This window comes from Brachybacterium huguangmaarense (assembly GCF_025725725.1).
Classification (GTDB): domain Bacteria; phylum Actinomycetota; class Actinomycetes; order Actinomycetales; family Dermabacteraceae; genus Brachybacterium; species Brachybacterium huguangmaarense.
The window spans coordinates 1,795,998-1,820,196 of the sequence record NZ_CP107020.1 but is presented as its reverse complement, the minus strand read 5'-3'; the positions used below and the strand labels follow the sequence as shown (position 1 = coordinate 1,820,196).

The 24,199-nt window shown below is 69.7% G+C and carries 11 protein-coding genes and 3 rRNA genes; all 14 read right to left on the bottom strand.

Annotated features, from left to right (window positions below):
* Positions 1-15: 15 nt before the first annotated feature.
* On the bottom strand, positions 16-6,210 hold the full coding sequence (locus tag BRM3_RS08115) for an Ig-like domain-containing protein (RefSeq protein ID WP_263592827.1): 6,195 nt from the start codon (positions 6,208-6,210) through the stop codon (positions 16-18).
* A 170-nt stretch (positions 6,211-6,380) separates the two neighbouring features.
* Complete coding sequence (locus BRM3_RS08110; RefSeq protein WP_263592826.1) at positions 6,381-7,391, bottom strand: polyprenyl synthetase family protein; 1,011 nt, start codon at positions 7,389-7,391, stop codon at positions 6,381-6,383.
* Between the two features lie 440 nt (positions 7,392-7,831).
* Positions 7,832-7,948, bottom strand: a 5S ribosomal RNA gene (rrf, locus tag BRM3_RS08105).
* Between the two features lie 121 nt (positions 7,949-8,069).
* Positions 8,070-11,130: ribosomal RNA gene (locus BRM3_RS08100) — 23S ribosomal RNA — on the bottom strand.
* A gap of 365 nt (positions 11,131-11,495) precedes the next feature.
* Positions 11,496-13,016: ribosomal RNA gene (locus tag BRM3_RS08095) — 16S ribosomal RNA — on the bottom strand.
* The 16S, 23S and 5S rRNA genes sit together here, the layout of an rRNA operon.
* A 776-nt stretch (positions 13,017-13,792) precedes the next feature.
* Entirely contained in the window at positions 13,793-15,061 is a 1,269-nt protein-coding gene (tyrS, locus tag BRM3_RS08090) for a tyrosine--tRNA ligase (RefSeq protein WP_263592825.1), read from the bottom strand.
* Positions 15,062-15,231: 170 nt separating this feature from the next.
* Positions 15,232-16,680, bottom strand: a complete 1,449-nt coding sequence (gene argH / locus BRM3_RS08085; RefSeq protein ID WP_263592824.1) for an argininosuccinate lyase — start codon at positions 16,678-16,680, stop codon at positions 15,232-15,234.
* Positions 16,677-17,933, bottom strand: a complete 1,257-nt coding sequence (locus BRM3_RS08080) for an argininosuccinate synthase (protein ID WP_263592823.1) — start codon at positions 17,931-17,933, stop codon at positions 16,677-16,679. The genes argH and BRM3_RS08080 overlap by 4 nt, the downstream gene beginning before the upstream one ends.
* A gap of 84 nt (positions 17,934-18,017) precedes the next feature.
* Positions 18,018-18,554 (bottom strand): arginine repressor, encoded by a 537-nt coding sequence (locus BRM3_RS08075; RefSeq protein WP_263592822.1) that lies wholly within the window; start codon positions 18,552-18,554, stop codon positions 18,018-18,020.
* Positions 18,551-19,537 carry an ornithine carbamoyltransferase gene (gene argF, locus BRM3_RS08070; protein WP_263592821.1) on the bottom strand — a complete coding sequence of 329 codons (987 nt, stop codon included), beginning with the start codon at positions 19,535-19,537 and terminating at the stop codon, positions 18,551-18,553. The genes BRM3_RS08075 and argF overlap by 4 nt, the downstream gene beginning before the upstream one ends.
* Before the next feature lies 1 nt (position 19,538).
* Positions 19,539-20,852, bottom strand: coding sequence for an acetylornithine transaminase (locus BRM3_RS08065; protein ID WP_263592820.1), 1,314 nt, complete (start codon positions 20,850-20,852; stop codon positions 19,539-19,541).
* Positions 20,845-21,834: an acetylglutamate kinase gene (argB, locus tag BRM3_RS08060; protein WP_263592819.1), complete on the bottom strand. Its 990-nt coding sequence runs from the start codon at positions 21,832-21,834 to the stop codon at positions 20,845-20,847. The genes BRM3_RS08065 and argB overlap by 8 nt, the downstream gene beginning before the upstream one ends.
* Complete coding sequence (argJ, locus tag BRM3_RS08055; RefSeq protein ID WP_263592818.1) at positions 21,831-23,000, bottom strand: bifunctional glutamate N-acetyltransferase/amino-acid acetyltransferase ArgJ; 1,170 nt, start codon at positions 22,998-23,000, stop codon at positions 21,831-21,833. Before argJ ends, argB begins: the two co-directional genes overlap by 4 nt.
* Before the next feature lie 70 nt (positions 23,001-23,070).
* A complete protein-coding gene (gene argC, locus BRM3_RS08050; protein ID WP_263592817.1) occupies positions 23,071-24,189 on the bottom strand; it encodes an N-acetyl-gamma-glutamyl-phosphate reductase in 1,119 nt (372 codons plus the stop codon).
* Positions 24,190-24,199 lie beyond the last annotated feature (10 nt).

Genomic DNA, 24,199 nt, shown 5'->3' with positions numbered 1-24,199 from the left:
CGGAGGGCGGAGGGATCAGGGATAGGGGGTGTAGGCGCGGCCGACCTCGGTGCCGTCGACCAGGATGACGAGGGGGATGCCGCTGCTCTCGTACTGCCCGTAGAAGGTGCGATTGGGCTCGAGGACCGCGCGGCCGTCGGCGCCCGCCACCAGGTCGAACGACAGGTAGTTGGGGTCCTCACTGTTGGAGAGCGTGACGGTGTAGGACCGGCCGGGCTCGAGGTGCTCGAGCGTGAAGCCGACGTAGCGGCAGATCCCGGACTCACAGCCCGGCACCACGCCCGTCTTCGCGCCCCACGTGACGCTGCCCGGCATGAGCGCCGGCTGGGGGCGCGCCGCGGTCGCGGAGGCGGACGCGTCGGCGGTGAGGCCCTGCGCGTTGGTCGCGCGCACGGTGATCGAGTGCTTCGCGCCGCTGCCCGCGACGGTCACGGCCTTGCGATAGGGCTCGAAGGCGCCCCCGTCGAGGCTGTAGGACAGCGAGACGGGGTCGGCGCCGCCGCTGCCGTTGGCGGCGGCGGTGAACGTGACCGAGCAGGGGTCGTCCGTGCACGAGTCGGCCGTCGCGGTGACGGACGGAGCCTGGGGGTCGGTGTAGGGCACGACGGAGTTCGACGCCGCAGACAGGGGGCTCTGGCCGCCCGCGTGCCCGTTGTCCGCCTGGACCTTGAAGCTGTACGCCGTCCCGTTGCCGAGCCCGGTGACGGTCACGGCGATCCGGCCGTCCGCGCCGGGGACCGCGTCCCGGATGGGCACGGTCATCGAGCCGCCGCTGTAGGTGATGACGTACTGGGTGAGATCGGTGCCGCGCGTGGTCGCCGGCCGGAAGCGCACGGTCGCGCGCCCATGGGGCTCGGTGACCTCGGCGGCGACGCCCTGGGGCGCCTCGGGCACGGCGTAGGGCTCGACGGCGTCCGAGGCCGCCGACGGCACGGTGCCGCGCCCCACGGAGTTCACGCCGACGTAGGTGAAGGTGAACGAGCCGTTGGGGTCGAGGCCCTGGAAGGTCGCGGAGGTCTGGTCGCCGCCGACCGTCACCTCGGTGCCGTCGGAGGCGCGGACGACGTACGCCGTGATCGGCTCGCCGTTGGCCTCGGCCGCGGACATCGCCGGGAAGGAGACCGTGACGCCGCCGCCGAAGACCGTGTTCACGCGCTGCGCGCTCGGGGTGCCGCGGGGCTTGGTCGGCAGCCCCGCCGGGTGCTCGGGCGCCGAGGAGGGCGACCAGTCCGAGGGGTCGGGGGCGCCGTTGAACGCGCGCAGCCGGAAGGTGTAGGAGGTGCCGTTGGTCAGCCCCTCCCACGTGATCGAGGTGGCGGAGGCGGGATACGTGCGGGTCGCGGACGCGCCCGAGCCGGCGTCGAGGATCTGCAGCTCGTAGTGGTCGATCGCCGAGCCCCGGTTGACCGGGGGCGTCCAGGACACGTCGAGGCGGGAGTCCTGGCGCCGCACGGTCGGGGCGCTCGGCGGGTCCGGTCGCACGTCCGGACGGGCGACGGCCGAGGGCGTGGACGGCGCCGAGTCGCCGACGGCGTTGTGCGCGCTCACCGCGAAGGTGTACTCGGTGCCGTTGGACAGGCCCGTGATCTCGCAGGTGGTGCCCGTGCAGGTGGTCGTGGAGGGGCCGCCGGAGGCGGACGTGACCGTGTAGTGGTCGATCGGCGCGCCGTTGTCGTCGCCGGGGGTGAAGCTCACGGTCGCGGTGCCGTCGCCGACGGCGTCGATGCGGGGTGCGGAGGGCGCGCCGGGCACGTCGCGTACGGCGGCATGGATGGTGCCCGTGACGACGCGATCGGGATCGCGGGTCGCGTCCTGGACCCGGTAGGTCACGGTCGCGCTGCCGTGCCAGCCGGGCGGCGCGGCCAGCACCACGTCCTCCCCCTCGACGCGCGCCGTGACCTGACCCGCGACGACCTGCGGGTCCAGCACCGTGCGGGGCTTGCCGGGGAAGGGGTTGGAGTCGTTGGCGAGCACGGGAACGCTCGTCTGGGACCCGGCGTCGACGACCGCCTCGTCGACGCCGGTCGAGATGCGCGACTGGCGGCTGCCGACCACCGTCACGTGCACGACGGCGGAGACGGGGTCGTTCTGCCCGTCGTCCGCGCTCACGGGCACGTCGACGGTGGTGCCCTTGGCGGCGTCGGCCGCGGCCTCGACGAGCATCGTGCCGTCCGCGGCGACGTCGACCGTCACGCCGTCGGGCGGCGCGAACTGGCCGGCCGCGTAGCGCAGCGTGTCGCCGTCGGGGTCGTCGGCGCCCGCGGACAGCTCGAGCGGGGTCGCCGCCTCGCCCTGCACGACGTTCAGCTCGGCGCCCTCGAGGCTGGGCGGATGGTTGGTGCTCGACGTGACCTCGATCGGGATCACGAGGGTCCCGCGTGCCGCCTTCTCGTCGGAGGCGTCCGCCGCGTCGGTGACCTCGACGGCCACCTGGTCGGGCCCCACGTAGTCCTCGCGCGCCGTGTACCGGAGGGTCGAGGCGTCCTCGACGAGCTCGGTGCCGTCGGCATGCTGGGCGGTCGCGGTCGTGGGGTCGGTGATCGTGACGCCCGCGGCGCCGGCCCGCACGAGCACGTTCCGGGGATCGTCGATCGCGATGTCGATCGGCTCCCCGGCGCGGGCCTCGACCGGCTGGCCGATCCAGCGGGGCGCCTGGGCGTCGGTGCCGGGCACCCAGATGAACGCGGCCGAGGTGCCGCCGTCCTGGTCGGTGATCGTGTACCGGATCCGCTGCTGCCCGGTCGTCACGGGGACGTCGATGGTGCCGTCGTCGCGCACCGTCGCCCCCTCGACCGGGCCTGCGAGGGCGGGTCGGAGGTCGGCGACGCTGCCGTCGGGGTCCTGGTCGTTGGCGAGCACGTCGACGGTGAGGTGGCCCTCGTCGGCGCCCGCGAGCTCCTGGGGGTCGACGTAGTCGTCTCGTGCGAGCGGCGGCAGCAGCGGGGCGTCCTCGTCGACGACGACGGTCGCGTGGCCGGTCGCGGTGAGCTGGCCGTCCGAGGCGCCGTAGGAGAACGTGTACGCGCCCGGCGTGGCCGGCGAGCGCGTCGAGACGGCGGGGATGCGCTCGCGGTCGTCGGGCTCGTCGAGCGGCATGGTCTTCTCGTCGTCGGAGACGGTGCGGGCGCGGTCGATGGCCAGGGAGGCGCCCTCGGGGTCGGTGTCGTTGCCGAGCACGAACACCTGCACCTCCCGGTCCGGGCGCACCCGGACGGTGTCGTCGACGGCCACGGGCTCGAGGTTGGTGCCCGAGGGCTTGGCGACGCCGACCGCGATCTGGGCGGTCCCGACGCCGCCGAAGCGGTCGCGCACCTGGTAGGCGATCGTGTCGGTGCCGACCGACCCGGCGAAGGCCTCGTACTCGATCCACTCCCCCGATGCGGAGGTGACGCGCCCGAGGGTGGGTGCGGGAGCGGTGATCGACGTCAGGAGCGTCGAGTCGCCGTCGGGGTCGATGCCGGAGGTCCGCACCGGGATCCGCACGGTGGTGCCGGCGATCGCGCGGGCCTCGCCGTTCTCGGGCTGGGGGGCGTCGTTGGGGTCGTCGGCGGCCACGATGCGCACGGTCACCTCGGCGGTCGCACGGCGGCCCGTGTCGTCGACGACGTCGTAGGCGAAGGTCGCGGTCCCGCTCGCGCCGTCCTGGGCGATGAAGCGGATCTGGTCCTCGACGATATCGGCCTCGCCCCTGCCCTCGAGCCCGGTCCGGCTGCTGATCGCGTCGATCTCGAGGGGCGCGCCGCTCGGCGAGCGGTCGTTGTCCAGGACGGGGATCTTCACGGCGTCGCCGGCGCGCACGAGCGCCTGGTCGCGGCCCGCGACCGGGTAGGGCGGCTGCGCCTCGGGCGGCACGACCATCACCCGGACGGTGCCCTCCTTCGTGCCCGTCGCGTTGGCGGCGCGGTAGCCCACCTCGACGGGGGTGTCCGAGCGCGGGGCGTCGGCGCGGGCCGAGACCCGCAGGTAGTGGTGGTCGATGAGCTCGGCGGTCAGCCCCGAGTCCTCGGGGGCCGAGAACCGGTCGACGACGAGCACGCCGCCGGTCGGGTCGACGTCGTTCTCCAGCGGGTCGACGAGCGTGCTCGAGCCCGTGGTCACCATGCCGAGGTCGTCGACCGTGACGGGCTCCATCGCCTGGCTCGTGGGCTCCCGGACGTCGACCCGGATGAGCCCCTGCACGCTCTGGGCGCCCTCGCCGACCTGGTAGGTGAGGTAGCGGGTGGCCGGGTCGGTGCCGGTGATGTCGATCGTGCCGTCCTGGGCGTCGGCGACGGCGGTCAGGCCCTCGGCCTGTCCGACGTGCAGGAGGGTGAGCTGGCCGCCCGAGGGGTTCAGGTCGTTGAGGAGGGGGTCGAGGGTGACGGTGCGCCCTGCGACGGTCTGCACGTGATCGGCGGTCGTGATGGGCGGGATCTCGGGATCGGCGGCGACGTCGAGCAGGAGCGTGCCCTCGGAGGTCGCGCCCTGGGCGTCGTGGAGGCGCAGCTCGACGGTCTTGAGCCCGGTCGCCAGGCCCGCGTCGGTGAACGTGACCATGCCGTCGGGGCGGAAGGTCACCTGGTCGTCGTCGTTGTCGATGCTCGCGCCCGCGAGGTAGAAGTCGTCGCCGTCGGGGTCCTCGTAGTGCGGCAGCACGTTGAAGGAGACCTCGGCGCCCTGGGCGATGTGCAGCTGCGGCGGGCTGTCGTCGACCGCTCGGGGCCCCTCGTTGGTGCCGTCGGCGTGCACCGTGAGCTCGACGGTCGTGGCGGCCCTGCCGCCGCGGCCGTCCTCGACCGAGTAGGAGAAGGCGGCGGTGCCGGCGGCGTCGGCCGCCACGTCGATCTGCAGGGCGGTGCCTCCGCGGATCGGGGTCACGGTGCCGATGCCGGGCTGGGTGTCGACCGAGGCGATGAGCACGTCGCCGTCGGGGTCGGTGTCGTTGGAGATGACCGGCAGCACGACGCTCGCCCCGGGCCGGACGCCGAAGGCGTCGGGGTTGGCGACCGGGTCGCGGTTCTCCTCCCGCTGGTCCGGAGGCACGTTGGTGACGCTCGAGGTGAGCGTCTCCTTCTGCTCCTCGAGCTGCTTCTCGATGTCGAGCTGGGTGGTCAGCTCCCACTCGTCGACGATCTGCATGTCGTCGGCGATCATCCAGGAGGTGCCGTTCAGCTGGTCGTTGAGCACGACGAGATCGTGGTTCGTGCGCAGGCGGAGGTCGGCGTCGGCGGCGGCATCGGGCACCCGGGCCTGGGTCGCGGGAGCGTCGCCGCAGCGGGTCAGGTAGGTCTGCGCGCCGTTCCAGGCCGCATAGTCGCAGCCGCCGGCCTGGACGGGGGCGACCGGGCTGCCGCTGCCCTTGGCCTTGTCCCGGGTGGCGGCGCCCCCGCTCAGCGGCACCGCGTAGAGCGAGTCCCCCGTCGCGAGCAGCACGTGGGAGGAGGTGGGGCTGGGCTGCTGGAGCGTCGCGGTGCCCGCGTCGCCGACCCCGGCGTCCTCGAGCCCGATCACGGTGTCGTCGGTCCCGACGTGCAGGGTCGCATGGGCCCGGTCGAGCACGACGGGCTGGTCGCCGACCGCGGTCATGGCGACGTCGTCCTCCCCGGTCGCGAGGCCGGTGAGTCTGATCGGGTCCTCCGCCGTCGTGGCGGCCGCCGTGGCGGCGCGGGGGAAGGAGAGCAGGGAGTCCCCGTCGAGCACGTACACGTCGCCGGAGGTCGTGACGGTCAGGGTGCCCTGCGCCCCGGAGCCGGAGGAGAGCGTGGCGACAGGGGTGGCTTCCTGGGGGTCGAAGGCGGCGAGCTCGTCGGGGCTCAGGATCCAGAGCTTCCCGTCGGCGTTCAGGAGGGCTGCGCGGTCGCCGCCGAGGGCGACGAGGTCGGTCCCGGCCAGCGGGACGCGGCTCTCGCGGCGCTGTGCCGCGGTGTTGACACGCTCGATGCCGTCGGTCGTGCGCAGGAACACCGCCGATCCCGACTGCAGGACGTCCTGGGTGGACTCGACCTGGAGGCGCGCGTCGAACTCCTGCGCGTCGACGTTGATCCGTCCGAGCAGGCCGTCGGCGGTGTTGAGCACCCAGACCCCGCCGTTGTGGGTGTGGACCTCGGAGCCGGCATAGCCCTTGTCCATGACCGCGAGGATCGTGACGACGAGGGCAAGGACGGCCAGCAGCGCGGAGGTGACGGCGCCGAGGCGTCGGCGCCCGCGGGACCTGCCGCTCGCGACCGTCACTGCTCCCCCTCGCCTCGGGTTCTCGGAGGTGTGCCCGCGCTCATGTCCGTCTGTCGACCGCGCGGCGTCTGCTCGCCGCTGCGATCGCCGGTCAGCCTAGCGGTGGCGCTCAGGTCGGGCCAAGGCCGTCGCATGGTGTGAGAAGCCGTCCTCGTCGCGCCGTCGAGGGCTCAGACGGAGCGGCGCACCAGGGACTGCGTGAAGTGCTCGAGCGCATCGCGCACCGAGCCGGCGGGGAGCTCATGGAGGATCGCGACGGCCTCGTCGGCGTAGCGCTGGGCCATGAGCTCGGTCTGGTCGACGGCGGGATCGCGACGCAGCAGATCGAGGGCCGCCTCGAGGGGGGCGTCGTCGGTGAGATCGGCGTCGAGCAGCTCGACGAGACGGTGTGCGTCGGCGCCCGCCTCGCCCGCGGCGACGCGTCGGCGGACGAGCAGCGTCGGCATGGTGGGCACGCCTTCGCGCAGGTCGGTGCCCGGGGTCTTGCCGGAGGAGGCCGGGTCGCTGCGCAGGTCCAGCACGTCGTCGGCGAGCTGGAACGCGACGCCGACCTTCTCGCCGTAGCGGGCGAGGGTGTCGGCGATCGAGGCCGGGCAGCCGGCCTGGAGGGCGCCGAGGCGTCCGGCCGAGGCGATGAGCGACGCCGTCTTGTCCGAGAGCACGCCCAGGTAGTGCTCGAAGGGGTCCTCGTCCGCGCCGACCCCCACGGTCTCGTGGAGCTGGCCCATGCACAGTCGCTCGAAGGTCCGGGCGTGGATCAGCACGGCCTCGGGGCCGAGCGAGGAGCTCAGCGCGCTCGCGCGCGCGAAGAGGAAGTCGCCGGTGAGGATCGCGACCGAGTTGCCCCAGACCTCGTGGGCGGTGCGGGCGCCGCGCCGGGTCGAGGCGTCGTCCATGACGTCGTCGTGGTACAGGGTCGCCAGATGGGTCAGCTCGACGAGCACGGCGGCGTCGACGACCTCGGGGCGCTCCAGGTCGCCGAAGGAGCCGGCGAGCAGGGCGAGCAGGGGGCGCACGCGCTTGCCGCCCGCGTCCATGAGGTGACGGGAGGTCCAGCGGGCCATGGTGTCCGAGGTGCTCACGACCTCGCGCAGCCGCTCCTCGACCCGCTCGAGCCGATCCTCGATCGCCGCGGCGAGGGAATCATCCACGTCCGGGACGAACGCCAGGGACGAGCGCATCGGACTCCTCAGGACGGAAGACGGCGGCACGGGGCCGGCAGGAACACGGGCGCGCGGCACGGCGGCCGCGACCGCCACAGTCTACCGTGGGGGCACGCGGGACCCGCGGTCCGCACGCCGCACATCACAGGACCCGGGTGAGGGCCGAGCGGGGTCACGCTCCCACGTGGACGCCCGGCCCCGTCCTCGCGAGCGGACCTGTGAAGCCCGGACATCGCTGTGCCCCCGCGCAGCGCTCTCGTGCACGCGGGGACCGGGTGTCAGGGCAAGACAAAAGAGGGGGAAGAGACCATGGCGCGTGCGCGAATGGCTTCACGTGTCGGCACCACCACCCCCACACCCAGACCCCCGTCAAGGGACCCGGCGCGGGAACGGTGTGCCACGACACCACCACTCACACACAACAACCACGACCTCTTCCCCCTCTCTCGAAGGAAGATGTCCGGCGGCGACCTACTCTCCCACACCCTACCGAGTGCAGTACCATCGGCGCTGTCGAGCTTAGCTACCGGGTTCGGAATGGAACCGGGCGTTTCCCCGACGCTATGACCGCCGTAACACGACGAGACAACCAGACCCCCCACACCCACACCCCACAAACGGGTTTGAGCATGATGGTGGTTGTTCCTCGAGAACCACACAGTAGACGCGAACATCACACAGCAACAGACATAAATGTTGAATAAGTCATCGGCCATTAGTACCAGTCAGCTCCACACATTACTGTGCTTCCACATCTGGCCTATCAACCCAGTGATCTGCTGGGGGCCTCTCACCCCAAACGGGGCACGGATATCTCATCTTGAAGCAGGCTTCCCGCTTAGATGCTTTCAGCGGTTATCCCTTCCCGACGTAGCCAACCAGCCATGCTCTTGGCAGAACAACTGGCACACCAGAGGTCAGTCCATCCCGGTCCTCTCGTACTAGGGACAGGTCTTCTCAAATATCCAACGCGCGCAGCGGATAGGGACCGAACTGTCTCACGACGTTCTAAACCCAGCTCGCGTACCGCTTTAATAGGCGAACAGCCTAACCCTTGGGACCAACTCCAGCCCCAGGATGCGACGAGCCGACATCGAGGTGCCAAACCATGCCGTCGATATGAGCTCTTGGGCAAGATCAGCCTGTTATCCCCGGGGTACCTTTTATCCGTTGAGCGACACCCATTCCACAATGAGGTGCCGGATCACTAGTTCCTGCTTTCGCACCTGCCCGACATGTCTGTCTCGCAGTCAAGCTCCCTTGTGCACTTACACTCAACACCTGATTGCCAACCAGGCTGAGGGAACCTTTGAGCGCCTCCGTTACTCTTTAGGAGGCAACCGCCCCAGTTAAACTACCCATCAGGCACTGTCCCTGATCCGGATCACGGACCGAGGTTAGGAATCCAGAACGACCAGAGTGGTATTTCAACGATGACTCCACACGAACTGGCGTCCATGCTTCACAGTCTCCCACCTATCCTACACAAGCCGTCCCGAACACCAATACCAAACTATAGTAAAGGTCCCGGGTCTTTCCGTCCTGCTGCGCGTAACGAGCATCTTTACTCGTAATGCAATTTCGCCGAGTTCGCGGTTGAGACAGTGGAGAAGTCGTTACGCCATTCGTGCAGGTCGGAACTTACCCGACAAGGAATTTCGCTACCTTAGGATGGTTATAGTTACCACCGCCGTTTACTGGGGCTTAAATTCTCAGCTTCGACCCCGAAGGGTCTAACCGGTCCTCTTAACCTTCCAGCACCGGGCAGGCGTCAGTCCGTATACAGCGTCTTACGACTTCGCACGGACCTGTGTTTTTAGTAAACAGTCGCTTCTCCCTGGTCTCTGCGGCCATCGGTGCTCTCACACCTCAGGCCCCCCTTCTCCCGAAGTTACGGGGGTATTTTGCCGAGTTCCTTAACCACGATTCTCTCGAACGCCTTGGTATTCTCTACCTGATCACCTGAGTCGGTTTAGGGTACGGGCGACCGTAGTTGTCACGCCGGAACTTTTCTTGGCAGTACAGGATCACTCACCTACGCCCCTACGGGATCCCCATCACGTCTCACCCCATACGGCACCGCATTACCGGTGCGCGGGCTGCTCGCTTAGACGGACTATTCCATTAAGTCCGCGGAAGCTACCTCACTGCGTCATCCCTTGCGCTGACCTACTACACACTTGGTTCCCATGCTCCCCCACACACGCCTCCCGAAGGAGACGAAGCAGGTTCGGATGGTGAGCATCGCATGCCTCGGTATGGGTCCTTCTACGATCGGTTCGGGAATATCAACCCGATGTCCATCGACTACGCCTGTCGGCCTCGCCTTAGGTCCCGACTAACCCAGGGCGGATTAACCTGGCCCTGGAACCCTTGATCAATCGGCGGACGGGTTTCTCACCCGTCTTTCGCTACTCATGCCTGCATTCTCACTCGTGCAGTCTCCACCACTGGGTTACCCCGCAGCTTCACTGTCTGCACGACGCTCCCCTACCCACCCCACATACATGGAGTGACACAGCTTCGGCGGTGTACTTGAGCCCCGCTACATTGTCGGCGCAGAATCACTTGACCAGTGAGCTATTACGCACTCTTTCAAGGGTGGCTGCTTCTAAGCCAACCTCCTGGTTGTCTCAGCAACTCCACATCCTTTTCCACTTAGCACACGCTTAGGGGCCTTAGCTGATGTTCTGGGCTGTTTCCCTCTCGACTATGAAGCTTATCCCCCACAGTCTCACTGCTGCGCTCTCACGTACCGGCATTCGGAGTTTGGCTAAGGTCAGTAACCCGGTGGGGCCCATCGCCTATCCAGTGCTCTACCTCCGGCACGAAACACGCAACGCTGCACCTAAATGCATTTCGGGGAGAACCAGCTATCACGAAGTTTGATTGGCCTTTCACCCCTATCCACAGGTCATCCCCTCCATTTTCAACTGAAGTGGGTTCGGGCCTCCACGCGGTCTTACCCGCGCTTCACCCTGCCCATGGATAGATCACTTCGCTTCGGGTCTAGAGCCGGCGACTGAACGCCCCGTTCAGACTCGCTTTCGCTACGGCTACCCCACACGGGTTAACCTCGCCACCGACCACTAACTCGCAGGCTCATTCTTCAAAAGGCACGCCGTCACCCCTCAAGGCTCCGACGGATTGTAAGCGCACGGTTTCAGGTACTATTTCACTCCCCTCCCGGGGTACTTTTCACCTTTCCCTCACGGTACTTGTCCGCTATCGGTCACGAGGTAGTATTCAGGCTTACCAGGTGGTCCTGGCAGATTCACACCGGATTTCACGGGCCCGGTGCTACTTGGGAACAGCATCACGCGCGGCAGAAGTTTCGTCTACGGGGGTCACACCCTCTACGCCGTCGCACTCACCACGACTTCGACTACCACTGCACGCTCACGTCGACGATCCGGCAGAACCGTCCGACACGTCCCACAACCCCCATCCTGCAACCCCTGCCGGGTATCACACAGAACAGGTTTGGCCTCTTCCGCTTTCGCTCGCCACTACTCACGGAATCACTGTTGTTTTCTCTTCCTGCGGGTACTGAGATGTTTCACTTCCCCGCGTTCCCTCCACACTGCCTATACATTCAACAGTGGGTACCAGGACATGACTCCTGGTGGGTTTCCCCATTCGGACATCCTCGGATCACAGGTCGGTTGTCACCTCCCCGAGGCTTATCGCAGACTCCTACGTCCTTCATCGGCTCCTCGTGCCCAGGCATTCACCGTGCGCCCTTAGAAACTTAGGCAACACTTACAAAGACACTATTGCTTACAAAGATGCTCGCGTCCACTATGCAGTTCTCAAAGAACAACCCCACACCCCCACCAGCATCACCACACAGGCGATCCCGATGACGGGGAGGACCAGCCACACACACCCACCCTCCCAACAGGAGAAGCAGGATGCGCGTGCAGCCTCAAAACCCAATAGCGTGCCTCCACCTCAAACCCCCATGACAGCCAGCCACCTTCCAGATCCCCGAAGGAACCGTACTCGTGACCTGCCACCATGACAGTGAAGCGCCTATTCGTTGATGTTCCACCCTTGAGCAACCACCCACGACACGAACGGTCGTGCAAGCGGCCACCAATACTTGGTGTAGCTCCTTAGAAAGGAGGTGATCCAGCCGCACCTTCCGGTACGGCTACCTTGTTACGACTTAGTCCCAATCACCGATCCCACCTTCGACAGCTCCCCCCACAAGGGATGGGCCACTGGCTTCGGGTGTTACCGACTTTCGTGACTTGACGGGCGGTGTGTACAAGGCCCGGGAACGTATTCACCGCAGCGTTGCTGATCTGCGATTACTAGCGACTCCGACTTCATGGGGTCGAGTTGCAGACCCCAATCCGAACTGAGACCGGCTTTTTGGGATTCGCTCCACCTCACAGTATCGCAACCCTTTGTACCGGCCATTGTAGCATGCGTGAAGCCCAAGACATAAGGGGCATGATGATTTGACGTCGTCCCCACCTTCCTCCGAGTTGACCCCGGCAGTCTCCCATGAGTCCCCGCCATTACGCGCTGGCAACATGGAACGAGGGTTGCGCTCGTTGCGGGACTTAACCCAACATCTCACGACACGAGCTGACGACAACCATGCACCACCTGTGCACCAGTCCAAAGAAGGCCACATCTCTGCAGCTGTCCGGTGCATGTCAAGCCTTGGTAAGGTTCTTCGCGTTGCATCGAATTAATCCGCATGCTCCGCCGCTTGTGCGGGCCCCCGTCAATTCCTTTGAGTTTTAGCCTTGCGGCCGTACTCCCCAGGCGGGGCACTTAATGCGTTAGCTACGGCGCGGAAAACGTGGAATGTTCCCCACACCTAGTGCCCAACGTTTACGGCATGGACTACCAGGGTATCTAATCCTGTTCGCTCCCCATGCTTTCGCTTCTCAGTGTCAGTAATGGCCCAGAGACCTGCCTTCGCCATCGGTGTTCTTCCTGATATCTGCGCATTTCACCGCTACACCAGGAGTTCCAGTCTCCCCTACCACACTCTAGCCTGCCCGTACCCACCGCACGTCCAGGGTTGAGCCCTGGATTTTCACGGCAGACGCGACAAGCCACCTACAAGCTCTTTACGCCCAATAATTCCGGACAACGCTTGCGCCCTACGTATTACCGCGGCTGCTGGCACGTAGTTAGCCGGCGCTTCTTCTGCAGGTACCGTCACTTTCGCTTCTTCCCTGCTGAAAGAGGTTTACAACCCGAAGGCCGTCATCCCCCACGCGGCGTCGCTGCATCAGGCTTTCGCCCATTGTGCAATATTCCCCACTGCTGCCTCCCGTAGGAGTCTGGGCCGTGTCTCAGTCCCAGTGTGGCCGGTCGCCCTCTCAGGCCGGCTACCCGTCATCGCCTTGGTGAGCCATTACCTCACCAACAAACTGATAGGCCGCGAGTCCATCCCTCACCGAAAAACTTTCCAACCCCCACCATGCAGTAGGAGCTCATATCCGGTATTAGCCACGATTTCCCGAGGTTATCCCAGAGTGAGGGGCAGGTTACTCACGTGTTACTCACCCGTTCGCCACTAATCAGACCAGGCAAGCCCGGTCATCATCGTTCGACTTGCATGTGTTAAGCACGCCGCCAGCGTTCGTCCTGAGCCAGGATCAAACTCTCCATCAAAAAATGAAAACAATCCCGGCAGTAAAAACGAACAGCCAGTAAAAACTGCTGCTGTCCAATAAACTGCCAAACAAACATTTGGCATCAACAAACAGACACGCTATTGAGATCTCAAACAACACGCGCACATCGTCACCGAATCCGAAGTTCTCGGTCCGGCTCAGAGGCTCGGTGGCGCCGGTCCGGATACCCGTTCCGACTTTTGTGCTTCGTCGTCCCGGCGCGAGTCACTACTCTAGCAGTGCTTCGCGGGCCGTTGCAACTCCGCTCCGTGTGGTCCCCGTCACGCTGCGGCATCCTCATGGATGTGCCTCGCTCCGCGGACCCGCGGTCGATCCCGAGGGATCGAGTCCTCCGTGCAGTGGACGTCCCGTCGGGCTTCCGGTCTCGCTCTCGGCGAGCCCCTCGGCCCTTCTTTCCGTCCGCCTCACCGGCTGACAAGGGAAGACATTACGGGTCTGGCGAAGCGACCGTCAAACCGGCCCCGGGCGACCTGTAGCGCCCCCATCCCCGACGAATGTGCAGGTCACGGCGCTTCGTATGCGCGGGTCGCCCCTTGTGTCCAGCGGTGTGTGACCTGGGGCTGAGGGCCGCTTCACACGGATTTGCGTCGACGCCGCACCGTCTGCCAGGGGCGTCCCGGATCCCCCTCATCGGGCACGCTCCGACTCCCTGCGCAAGGGCCCCGCGGACGACGAAGGCCGCCGGCTCCCTTGGGGAACCGGCGGCCTCGCGGGTGTGTTCGGCGATGGATCGCGGGACGACGGGACCTGCGATCAGGGCGCGAGCGCGACCATCGCGGCGGACTTGCGGCCTCGCCGCAGCAGCACACGGCCGCCCGGCAGCGGAGCGACGTCCTCGAGCGGGCCGGCGAGTCCGTCCACCGACACCGGCTCGCCGTTGACGGTGAGGCCGGACTGGCCGGCGGCGCGGCGTGCCTCGCCCTTGGAGGTCACGATCCCGGACGCGACGAAGGCGTCGAGGAGCGATGTCGACCGGGCCAGGGTGCTCTGCGGCAGCTCCCGGGCCACCGCCTGCACGGTCTGCTCGTCGAGGGAGCGCACGTCCCCTCGCCCGAACAGGACCGCGGCCGCCTCGACGGCCTGGTCGGTGGCGCGTCGGCCGTGCACGAGCGTGGTCAGATCGTCGGCGAGCGCACGCTGGGCCGCGCGGCGCTGCGGCTCCTCCCGGGTCAGCCGCTCGAGCTCGGCGATGTCGTCGGGGTCGCGGAACGTGAAGTACCGCAGGTAGGCGACGACATCGGCGTCCGCGGCGTTGAGCCAGAACTGGTGGAAGGCGTACGGCGAGGTCTGGTCCGGGTCGAGCCAGACGGCGCCGCCCTCGGACTTGCCGAACTTCTGCCCGTCGGCCTTCGTGACGAGGGGCGTGGTCATCGCGTGCACCTCGTCGCCGTCCGTCTTGCGCACGAGGTCCACCCCGGACAGCAGGTTGCCCCACTGGTCGTTGCCCCCGTACTGGAGCGTGACCCCGTGGCGCCGGTGGAGCTCGAGGAAGTCGATGCCCTGCAGGATCTGGTAGCTGAACTCGGTGTAGCTGATCCCCTCGTCGCTCGCGAGGCGTCTCGCCACGGTCTCCTTGGCGAGCATCGTGCCCATGCGGTAGTTCTTGCCGATGTCGCGCAGGAGCTCCAGGGCGCTCATCTGCCCGATCCAGTCGAGGTTGTTGACCATGCGCACCCCGAACTCGCCGTCGAGGTCCACGAGGCGGGAGATCTGGTCGCGCAGGTTCTGGACCCAGCCCTCGACGACGCTCGCGTCATGGAGCACGCGCTCCCCCGTCATCCGGGGGTCGCCGATGAGCCCGGTGGCCCCGCCGACGAGGGCGTACGGGCGATGTCCGGCCAGCTGGAAGCGCCGCATCGTGAGCACCTGCGTCAGATGACCTACGTGCAGCGACGAGGCCGTGGGGTCGAAGCCGCAATACAGGGAGACCGGTCCATCCGCGAGAGCCTGCCCGAGCGCCTCGCGCCCGGTGGTCTGCACGACGAGTCCTCGTGTCTCGAGGTCGTCCAGGATGGTCTGCATTGCTCGGGTGTCCTCTCGATGCGGATGGCGGCCGCTGCGGCGGCCGCCTGCCCCGTCCGGCGGGCGGGGCGGGCACGGCCGATCGTCTCGGCCGCGCCCATTGTCGCAGGGCACGGCGCGTGCGACATCTCCATTCCGGCCCCGCGGCGCCGTGCGCCCCGACGGGGTCGTCAGGCGAGGGCGCCGGCGCCCGTGAAGGCGCGCAGTCTGGTGCTCTGCGCCGCCGCCTCCTGCTCCTGCTCCGCGACGCGCACGGGCGCGGTCCCGCCCTTGGCGTCGCGCGAGGCGATCGAGCCGTCCACGGTGAGCACGGCGCGCACGGAGGCGTCGAGGTGCGGGGAGATCGCGGCGAACTCCTCGTCCGTGAGGTCCCACAGCTCCTTGTCCTGCTCCTCGGCCACCCGCACGCACGCCCCGGAGATCTCGTGGGCGTCCCGGAAGGCGACCCCCTGGCGCACCAGGTGGTCGGCGATGTCGGTCGCGAGCGAGAAGCCCTGCGGTGCCAGGGCCGCCATCCGGTCGGTGTGGAACACGAGGGTCGCGACCATGCCCGTGAAGGCCGGCAGCACGAGCATCACGGAGTCGACCTGGTCGAAGATCGGCTCCTTGTCCTCCTGGAGGTCGCGGTTGTACGCGAGCGGCAGCGCCTTGAGGGTCGTGAGCAGGCCTGTCAGGTCGCCGATCACGCGCCCCGCCTTGCCGCGCGCGAGCTCGGCGATGTCGGGGTTCTTCTTCTGCGGCATGATCGACGAGCCCGTGGAGTAGGCGTCGTCGAGCGTGATGAACGAGAACTCCTTGGTGTTCCACAGGATGATCTCCTCGGCGAGCCGGGAGACGTCGATCGCGATCATCGCGAGCACGAAGGAGAACTCGGCGGCGACGTCGCGCGAGGCGGTGCCGTCGATCGAGTTCCACACCGAGCCGGCGAAGCCGAGCTCGGCGGCGACGGCCTCGGGGTCGAGGCCGAGCGAGGACCCGGCCAGCGCGCCCGAGCCGTAGGGGCTCACGGCCGCGCGCTCGTCGAGGTCCCGCAGGCGCTCGACGTCCCGCAGGAGCGGCCACGCATGGGCCAGCAGGTGGTGGCTCAGCAGCACCGGCTGGGCGTGCTGGAGATGGGTGCGGCCGGGCATCGGGGCGCCGTGCACCTCGACGGCGCGCGCCTGCAGCACGTCCACGAGGTCGAGCACGGCGGCGCCGACGACGCGGGCCTGGTCGCGCACGAACAGTCGGATCAGGGTCGCGATCTGGTCGTTGCGCGAGCGGCCGGCGCGCAGCTTGCCGCCGACCGCGGGGCCCGCCCGCTCGATCAGGCCGCGCTCGAGGGCGGTGTGCACGTCCTCGTCGTCGGCGGCGGCCACGAAGGCGCCCGAGGCGACGTCCGCGGCCAGCTGGTCGAGCGCTCCCTGCATCGTCGCGAGCTCCTCGTCGTCCAGGAGCCCCGCGGCGTGCAGCACGTGGGCGTGGGCCTTCGAGCCGCGGACGTCATAGGGCGCCAGGCGCCAGTCGAAGTGCGTGGACTTCGACAGGGCGGCGAGCGCGGCCGCGGGGCCGGAGCCGAAGCGGCCGCCCCACAGCGCGAGGCGCTCGGCGGGGGCGCCGTCCTCGGGCCCCGCCGTCACCGGGCCCCCTCGGACCCGGCGGCCGGGGCGGCGTCGACCGTGAGGTCCGCGCCGTTGCCGAACGCGACGTCGCGCGCCGCGGCCTGCTTGGCCGCGAGGCCGTAGATCTCGATGAAGCCCTTGGCCTGGGACTGGTCGAACGCGTCGCCCTCGTCGTAGGTGGCGAGCGAGAAGTCGTACAGGCTCGTCTCGGAGCGGCGCCCGGTGACGGTCGCGCGGCCGCCGTGCAGCGACAGCCGGATCTCGCCGGAGACGTAGCGCTGGGTGTCCTCGATGAACGCGTCGAGGGACTGCTTGAGCGGAGAGAACCACTGGCCGTCGTAGACGAGCTCGGTCCAGCGGTCGCCCACCTGGCGCTTGAAGCGGCCCTGCTCGCGCTCGAGGGTGACCCGCTCGAGCTCCTGGTGCGCCGTGATCAGGGCCATCGCGCCCGGGGCCTCGTAGACCTCGCGGGACTTGATGCCCACGAGGCGGTCCTCGACGATGTCGATCCGGCCGATGCCCTGGGCGCCGGCCCGGCGGTTCATCTCCTGGATCGCCTGGAGCGGGGTGACGGGGCGGCCGTCGATCGTCACGGGCACGCCCTGCTCGAAGCCGATCACGACCTCGTCGGCGACGGGCGGGAAGGCCGGGTCGTCGGTGTAGTTGTAGACGTCCTTGGTCGGCTCGTTCCAGATGTCCTCGAGGAAGCCGGTCTCGATGGCGCGGCCCCACACGTTCTGGTCGATCGAGAACGGGTTGTTCTTGGTCGTCGCGATCGGCAGCTGCTTGCGCTCGGCGTACTCGATCGCGCGGTCGCGCGTGAGCGCGAGGTCGCGCACGGGGGCGATGCACTTGAGCTCGGGCGCGAGCGAGGTGATCGAGACCTCGAAGCGCACCTGGTCGTTGCCCTTGCCGGTGCAGCCGTGGGCGACGGTGCTCGCGCCGAACTGCTTGGCCGCGCGCACGAGGTGCTTGGTGATGACGGGGCGCGAGATCGCCGAGACCACGGGGTAGGCGTCCATGTAGAGGGCGTTGGCCTTGAGCGCCGGCATGCAGTACTCCTCGGCGAACTCGTCGCGGGCGTCGGCGACGTACGCCTCGACGGCGCCACAGTCGAGGGCGCGCTGGCGGACCACCTCGAGGTCCTCGCCGCCCTGGCCGACGTCGACCGCGCAGGCGATGACGTCGGCGCCGGTGGCGTCGTGGATCCAGCCGATGGCCACGGAGGTGTCGAGGCCGCCGGAGTAGGCGAGGACGATGCGTTCGGTCACGGAGGGTTCTCCTTTGCGTCGGGCCCGAGGGGCACGGGGGTCGGTGAGGGCCGGTCGCGCGGGGCGGGCCGGCGGGAGCAGGGGTCAGGCGCCGTCGTGGCGGGGGTCGGCGAGGCGGAGCAGGCGTCGGGCGAGGTCGCTGCCCTCGTCGACGCCCCGCGTGATCAGGAGGATGGTGTCGTCCCCGGCGATGGTCCCGAGCACTCCCGGGAGCACCGACCGGTCCACGGCGGAGGCCAGGAACTGGGCGGCCCCCGGCGGCGTGCGCACGACGACGAGGTTACCGCTCGAATCGGCGGAGACGAGCAGCTCCTCGCACAGGCGAGACAGCTGGGAGGCGAGCTGCTCGGTCGTGACGTTGAGCGAGCGCCCGCGCGGATCGGGCCCCTCGGGCGGCACCTGGTAGACGAGGGCGCCGGAGCTGCCGCGGACCTTCTCGGCGCGCAGCTCGACGAGGTCGCGCGAGAGCGTGGCCTGGGTGACGGCGAGGCCCTCGCTCGCGAGCAGGTCGGCGAGCTGCGCCTGGGAGCCGACCTCCTGGCGGGTCAGCAGCTCGACGATCCGTCGCTGCCGGGAGGTCTTGGTCTGGGGCGCGCGCAGCGCCGGGTCGGCGGCGCTCATGCGGTCTCCCCCGAGCGGGCGTGCGGCGCCGTGGCCTCGTCGGGGTGGTCGACGAGCCACGTCATGAGCGCCTTCTGGGCGTGCAGGCGGTTCTCGGCCTCGTCCCAGACGACTGAGCGCGCCGAGTCGATCACGGAGGCGTCGACCTCCTTGCCCCGATAGGCGGGCAGGCAGTGCAGGAAGACGGCGGAGGCCCCGGCCCGGTCCATCAGCTCGTCGGTCACGCGGTAGGCGGAGAAGGTCTCGGCATCGCGCCCGGACTCCCCCTCCTGGCCCATCGAGACCCAGGTGTCGGTGAGGACGGCGTCGACGCCCGCGACCGCGGCGGCCGGGTCGTCGGTGACGAGCACGGAGCCGCCGGTCGTCGCCGCGATCTGCTCGGCGCGCTCGAGCACGGCGGGATCGGGGCGGTGGCTCGCGGGCGAGGCGATGCGCACGTCCATGCCGGCGGTGGCCCCGCCGAGCAGATAGGAGTGGGCCATGTTGTTGGCGCCGTCGCCGAGATAGGCCATCGAGCGCCCGGCGAGCGCGGCGTCCCCCTCGGCGACGCCACCGGCGTGCTGGGCGATCGTCAGCAGGTCGGCGAGGATCTGGCACGGGTGGAACTCGTCGGTGAGCGCGTTGATGACGGGCACGGTGGCGTGGGCCGCCATCTCTTCGAGGCGCTCCTGGCCGAAGGTGCGCCACACGATCGTCGACACCTGCCGGGTGAGCACGCGCGTGGTGTCGGCGATCGACTCGCCGCGTCCGAGCTGGCTCGACCCGGCCTCGATCACGAGCGGGCTGCCGCCGAGCTCGGCGACGCCCGTCGCGAAGGACACCCGGGTGCGCGTCGAGGACTTGTCGAACATGATCGCGACCGTGCGGGGACCGGCGAAGGGGCGGCGGGCGAAGCGGTCGGCGGCGAGGTCGGCCGCGAGCAGGAGGACCTGCTTCTGCTCGGCGGGCGCTAGGTCGTCGTCACGGAGGAAGTGGCGGGGCATGTCAGTGCTCTCCTGCGGGGTCGGCGCCGGTCGGGCGGCGGTCGGGGGTGGGGGCGACCTGATCCAGCAGCGGCCCGAGGGCGACCGTGAAGGTCGCGAGCTGCTCGCCGGTGACGATGAGCGGCGGGGCCAGGCGGATCGTGGTCGGGTTGGGGGCGTTGACGATGAAGCCGGCGTCGAGGGCGGCGGCCGCGAGCTGGGGGGCCACGGGCTCGGTGAGGCCGATGCCGAGCAGGAGCCCGGCGCCGCGCACCTCGGTGATGCGGGGGTCGTGCAGGGCCATCACCTCGGCGGCGAAGGCCGCCCCGACCTCGCGGGCGTGGTCGGCCAGGCCCTCCTCCGCGATCGTGCCGAGCACGGAGAGGGAGACGGCGGCGCCGAGCGGGTTGCCGCCGAAGGTCGTGCCGTGCTGGCCGGCGGTGAGCAGCCCGCGCACCTCGGGACCGAAGGCGACGAGCGCGCCGAGCGGGAAGCCGCCGCCGAGGCCCTTGGCGAGCGTCATGGCGTCCGGCACGACGCCCTCGACCGCCTGGTGCGCGAACCACCGGCCCGTGCGCGCGATCCCGGACTGCACCTCGTCGAGGATCAGCAGGGTTCCGGTGCGCGCGGTCTCGCGGCGCAGGGCGCGCAGGTAGTCGGGGCTGAGCGGCCGCACGCCCGCCTCGCCCTGGATGGGCTCGGCGAACATGGCGGCGACGTCGCCGGGGGCCAGTGCGCGGGCCAGCGCGTCCTCGTCCTCGGGCTCCAGGAACTCGACGCCGCCGGGCAGGGGCTCGAAGGGCTCGCGGTAGGCGGCCTTCGAGGTGAGGGCGAGCGCCCCCATGGTGCGGCCGTGGAAGGAGTTCTCGAGCGCGAGGATGCGCGGGCGGTCGGCGCCGCCGTGGCGGCGGGCGAGCTTGAACGCCGCCTCGTTGGCCTCGGTCCCGGAGTTGGCGAAGAAGACGCCGGACCCGGCGGGGGCGTGCGCAAGGGCCAGCAGCGTCTCGGCGAGCTCGATCTGCGGCGCGGTCGCGAAGAAGTTGGAGACGTGCGCGAGCGACTCGCCCTGCTTGACGAGGGCCTGCACGAGCGCGGGGTGGCCGTGCCCGAGGGCGTTGACGGCGATCCCGCCGAGCAGGTCGAGGTACTTCCTGCCCTGGTCGTCCCAGACGTAGGGGCCCTCGCCGCGCACGAGCACCCGCTGCGGGGCACCGAACACGGGGATCATCGCGTCGGCGTAGCGCTCGGCGAGGTCGCCCTGGCGGGTCCAGGCGCCCGCCCCCGTCGCCGAGCGCGCCTGCGCGTCTCCGGGTGCCTGCTCGGACAGATCAGACATAGTCGTCCCTCCTGACCATCGTGCCCACGCCCTTGGTGGTGAACACCTCGAGCAGGGCGGCGTGCTCGATGCGGCCGTCGATCATGGCGGCGGTGTGGACACCGGCGTCGACGGCGTCGAGCAGCGCCTGCGCCTTGGGGATCATGCCCGCGGTGAGCGCGGGGAGCATGTCGCGCAGCTCGCTCGCGCTGATCTCGGGGATGAGCGAGCCCCGATCGGGCCAGCTGCGGTAGAGCCCCTCGATGTCGGTGAGGACCACGAGCTTCTCGGCGTCCAGGCCGACGGCGAGCGCGCCCGCCGCGGTGTCGGCGTTGATGTTGAGGACGGCGCCGGTGGGCGTGCCCTCGCCGTCGACCTCGGGCGCGATCGACGAGACGACGGGGATGCGACCGCTCCGCAGCACGTCCTGGATCGCGGCCGGGTCGACGGCGACGATCTGGCCGACGTGGCCGAGGTCGACGTCCTCGCCGTCGACCACCGTGCCGCGCCGGGTGGCCTGGAGCAGCCGCGCGTCCTCCCCGGACATGCCGACGGCGTAGGGCCCGTGGGCGTTGATGAGGCCGACGAGCTCGCGCCCGACCTGGCCCACGAGGACCATGCGGACGATGTCCATCGTCTCCTCGGTCGTCACCCGCAGGCCGCCGCGGAACTCCGAGGCGACGCCGAGGCGCTCGAGCATCGCGTTGATCTGGGGCCCCCCGCCGTGCACGACGACGGGGTGCAGGCCGGCCTGGCGCATGAACACCATGTCGGCGGCGAAGGCGCGCTTGAGGCAGTCGTCGACCATGGCGTTGCCGCCGTACTTGACGACGACGATGGTGCCCGCGAAGCGCTGCATCCAGGGCAGGGCCTCGATGAGCACCTCGGACTTGGCGCGCGCGTCCTCGCGGGCGGCGTCGAGCTGGGCGAGCGGGTTCTTGCCGACGGTGCGGGGCGCGGTGGCCTCGGGGTCGACGCTGGGGGGCTGCGGCTGATCGGTCATGACGAGTACGCGCTGTTCTCCTCGACGTAGTCGTGGGTGAGGTCGTTGGTCCAGATGTCGCCCGCTGCGTCGCCGGCGGCGAGGTCGACCTCGATGAGGGTCTCGCGCGGGGTCATGTCGACGAGCGAGCGGTCCTCGCCGACGCCGCCGTCGCGGCACACCTCGACCCCGTTGACCCGCACCGACAGGTGCTCGGGATCGAAGGGGGCGACGTGCTCGGGGACGCAGCCGGCCGCCGCGACGATGCGCCCCCAGTTGGGGTCGTTGCCGAAGATCGCGGCCTTGACGAGGTTCGAGCGGGCGATCTCGCGGGCGACGGCGAGCGCGGCATCCTCGGAGCTCGCGGAGCGCACGACGACGTGCACGTCGTGGCTCGCGCCCTCGGCGTCGGCGACAAGGGCCCGGGCCAGCGTCGCGGCGACCTCGCGCACGCCGGCCGTGAGCTCGTCGCGGTCGAGGGTCACGCCGCTCGCGCCGGAGGCGAGCAGGATGACGGTGTCGTTGGTGGACATGCACGCGTCGGAGTCGACCCGGTCGAAGGTGTGCGCGGTCGCCTCGGCCAGCGCGCCGCGGGCGGTCGCGGCGTCGACCACCGCGTCGGTGGTGATCACGACGAGCATGGTCGCGAGCTGCGGGGCGAGCATGCCGGCGCCCTTGGCCATGCCGCCGACGACGGCGCCCGAGGGCGTGGTCGTGCTCGCCGTCTTGTGCACGGTGTCGGTCGTCATGATGGCCCGGGCGGCGTCCAGGCCCGCCTCGTCGCCGGTCGCGAGGGCCGCGGAGGCGGCGTCGGCGCCCTCGAGCAGCGGGCCCATCGGGAGGCGCTCGCCGATGAGTCCGGTCGAGCACACGAGCACGTCCTGCGCGGAGACGTCGAGCCGGGCGGCGAGGTGCTCGGCGGTGCGGTGGGTGTCGGCGAAGCCCTCAGGCCCGGTGCAGGCGTTGGCGCCGCCGGAGTTGAGGACGACGGCGCGGGCCCGGCCGTCCGCGACGGCCTGGCGCGACCACTGCACGGGGGCGGCCTGGACGCGGTTGGCGGTGAACACCGCGGCGGCCACGTCGAGCGGCCCGTCGTTGACGACGAGGGCGAGGTCGCGGGCGCCGGTCGACTTGAGCCCGGCGGCGACGCCGGCGGCACGGAAGCCCTGAGGGGCGGTGACGGACATGGGTTCTCCAGGGTGAGGGGCGGCGCGGGGCCGGGGCGGCGGTGGGAGGCGACAGGCCGGGGCGGCGGGCTCAGGGAGCCAGCGCGGTGCGGGTCAGACCCGCGGTCTCCGGGATCCCCAGGGCGAGGTTCAGGGACTGCACGGCCGCACCGGCGGTCCCCTTGACCAGGTTGTCGATCGCGGCGATGACGGTCGCCTGCCCGGATCGTCGGTCCACGGTGGCGCCGATGCGCACGGTGTTCGCGCCGACCACCTGCTGCGTGCTCGGGAAGCGCCCGGCGGGCAGGACCTGCACGAAGTGCTCGTCGGCGTAGTCCGCGGCGAGGGCGCCCAGCAGATCCTCCTCGTGCGCGCCGTCGGCGGCCGGAGCCGTGACGACCGCGAGGATGCCGCGGCTCATGGGCACGAGCACGGGGGTGAAGGTGAGCCGGGCGTCGGTGACCCCGGAGGCGCGGCGGAGGTTCTGGAGGATCTCCGGGATGTGCCGGTGGGTGCCGCCCACGCCGTACGGGGCGGCTCCACCGGTGGCCTCGCTGAACAGGAGGTGGGGTTTGGGCGATCGCCCCGCGCCCGAGTAGCCGACGGGCAGCACGGCGTTCAGGGCGCCGGGGTCCACGAGGCCGGCCCGCACGAGCGGCGCGAGGGCGAGGGTCACGGCGGTCGCGTTGCATCCCGGCACGGCGATCTGCCGCGTGTCCCGCAGCAGCTCGCGCTGCCGCACGGCCGCCGTCGGGTCGTCGGCGGCGAGCGGCAGCTCCGGCATGCCGTAGGTCCAGGTGCCCGCGTGCTCGCTCCCGTAGTACTCCTGCCAGTCCTCGGAGCTCTCGAGGCGATGGTCCGCCCCGAGGTCCAGCACCAGGACGTCCGGGTCGCGCTGCCTCAGCTCGGCGGCGAGGCCGCCCGACTGGCCGTGCGGGAGGGCGAGGACCACGAGGTCATGGCCCGACAGGTTCTCGGCCGTGGTCTCCACGAGCTCGAGGTCGGCGCCGAGGTCCACGTGCGGTGCGACCTCGGACAGCAGCCTGCCCACGCTCGAGTGGGCGGTGACCGTCGTGACCTCGATGTGCGGGTGCCCGCTCAGGAGGCGGAGCGTCTCGCCCCCGGCGTACCCGGAGGCGCCGACCACGGCGGCGCGGAAGCGGCGGGTGGCGGGCGCAGGGGCGGGACCGGCGGACGACGAGACAGGCATGCGCAAGATT

Bases quoted from the DNA above. Each gene is read 5' to 3' on its own strand.
- BRM3_RS08110 (WP_263592826.1), bottom strand. From the start codon at position 7,391: ATGCGCTCGTCCCTGGCGTTCGTCCCGGACGTGGATGATTCCCTCGCC.
- tyrS (WP_263592825.1), bottom strand. From the start codon at position 15,061: ATGCAGACCATCCTGGACGACCTCGAGACACGAGGACTCGTCGTGCAG.
- BRM3_RS08075 (WP_263592822.1), bottom strand. From the start codon at position 18,554: ATGAGCGCCGCCGACCCGGCGCTGCGCGCGCCCCAGACCAAGACCTCC.
- argF (WP_263592821.1), bottom strand. From the start codon at position 19,537: ATGCCCCGCCACTTCCTCCGTGACGACGACCTAGCGCCCGCCGAGCAG.
- BRM3_RS08065 (WP_263592820.1), bottom strand. From the start codon at position 20,852: ATGTCTGATCTGTCCGAGCAGGCACCCGGAGACGCGCAGGCGCGCTCG.
- argB (WP_263592819.1), bottom strand. From the start codon at position 21,834: ATGACCGATCAGCCGCAGCCCCCCAGCGTCGACCCCGAGGCCACCGCG.
- argJ (WP_263592818.1), bottom strand. From the start codon at position 23,000: ATGTCCGTCACCGCCCCTCAGGGCTTCCGTGCCGCCGGCGTCGCCGCC.
- argC (WP_263592817.1), bottom strand. From the start codon at position 24,189: ATGCCTGTCTCGTCGTCCGCCGGTCCCGCCCCTGCGCCCGCCACCCGC.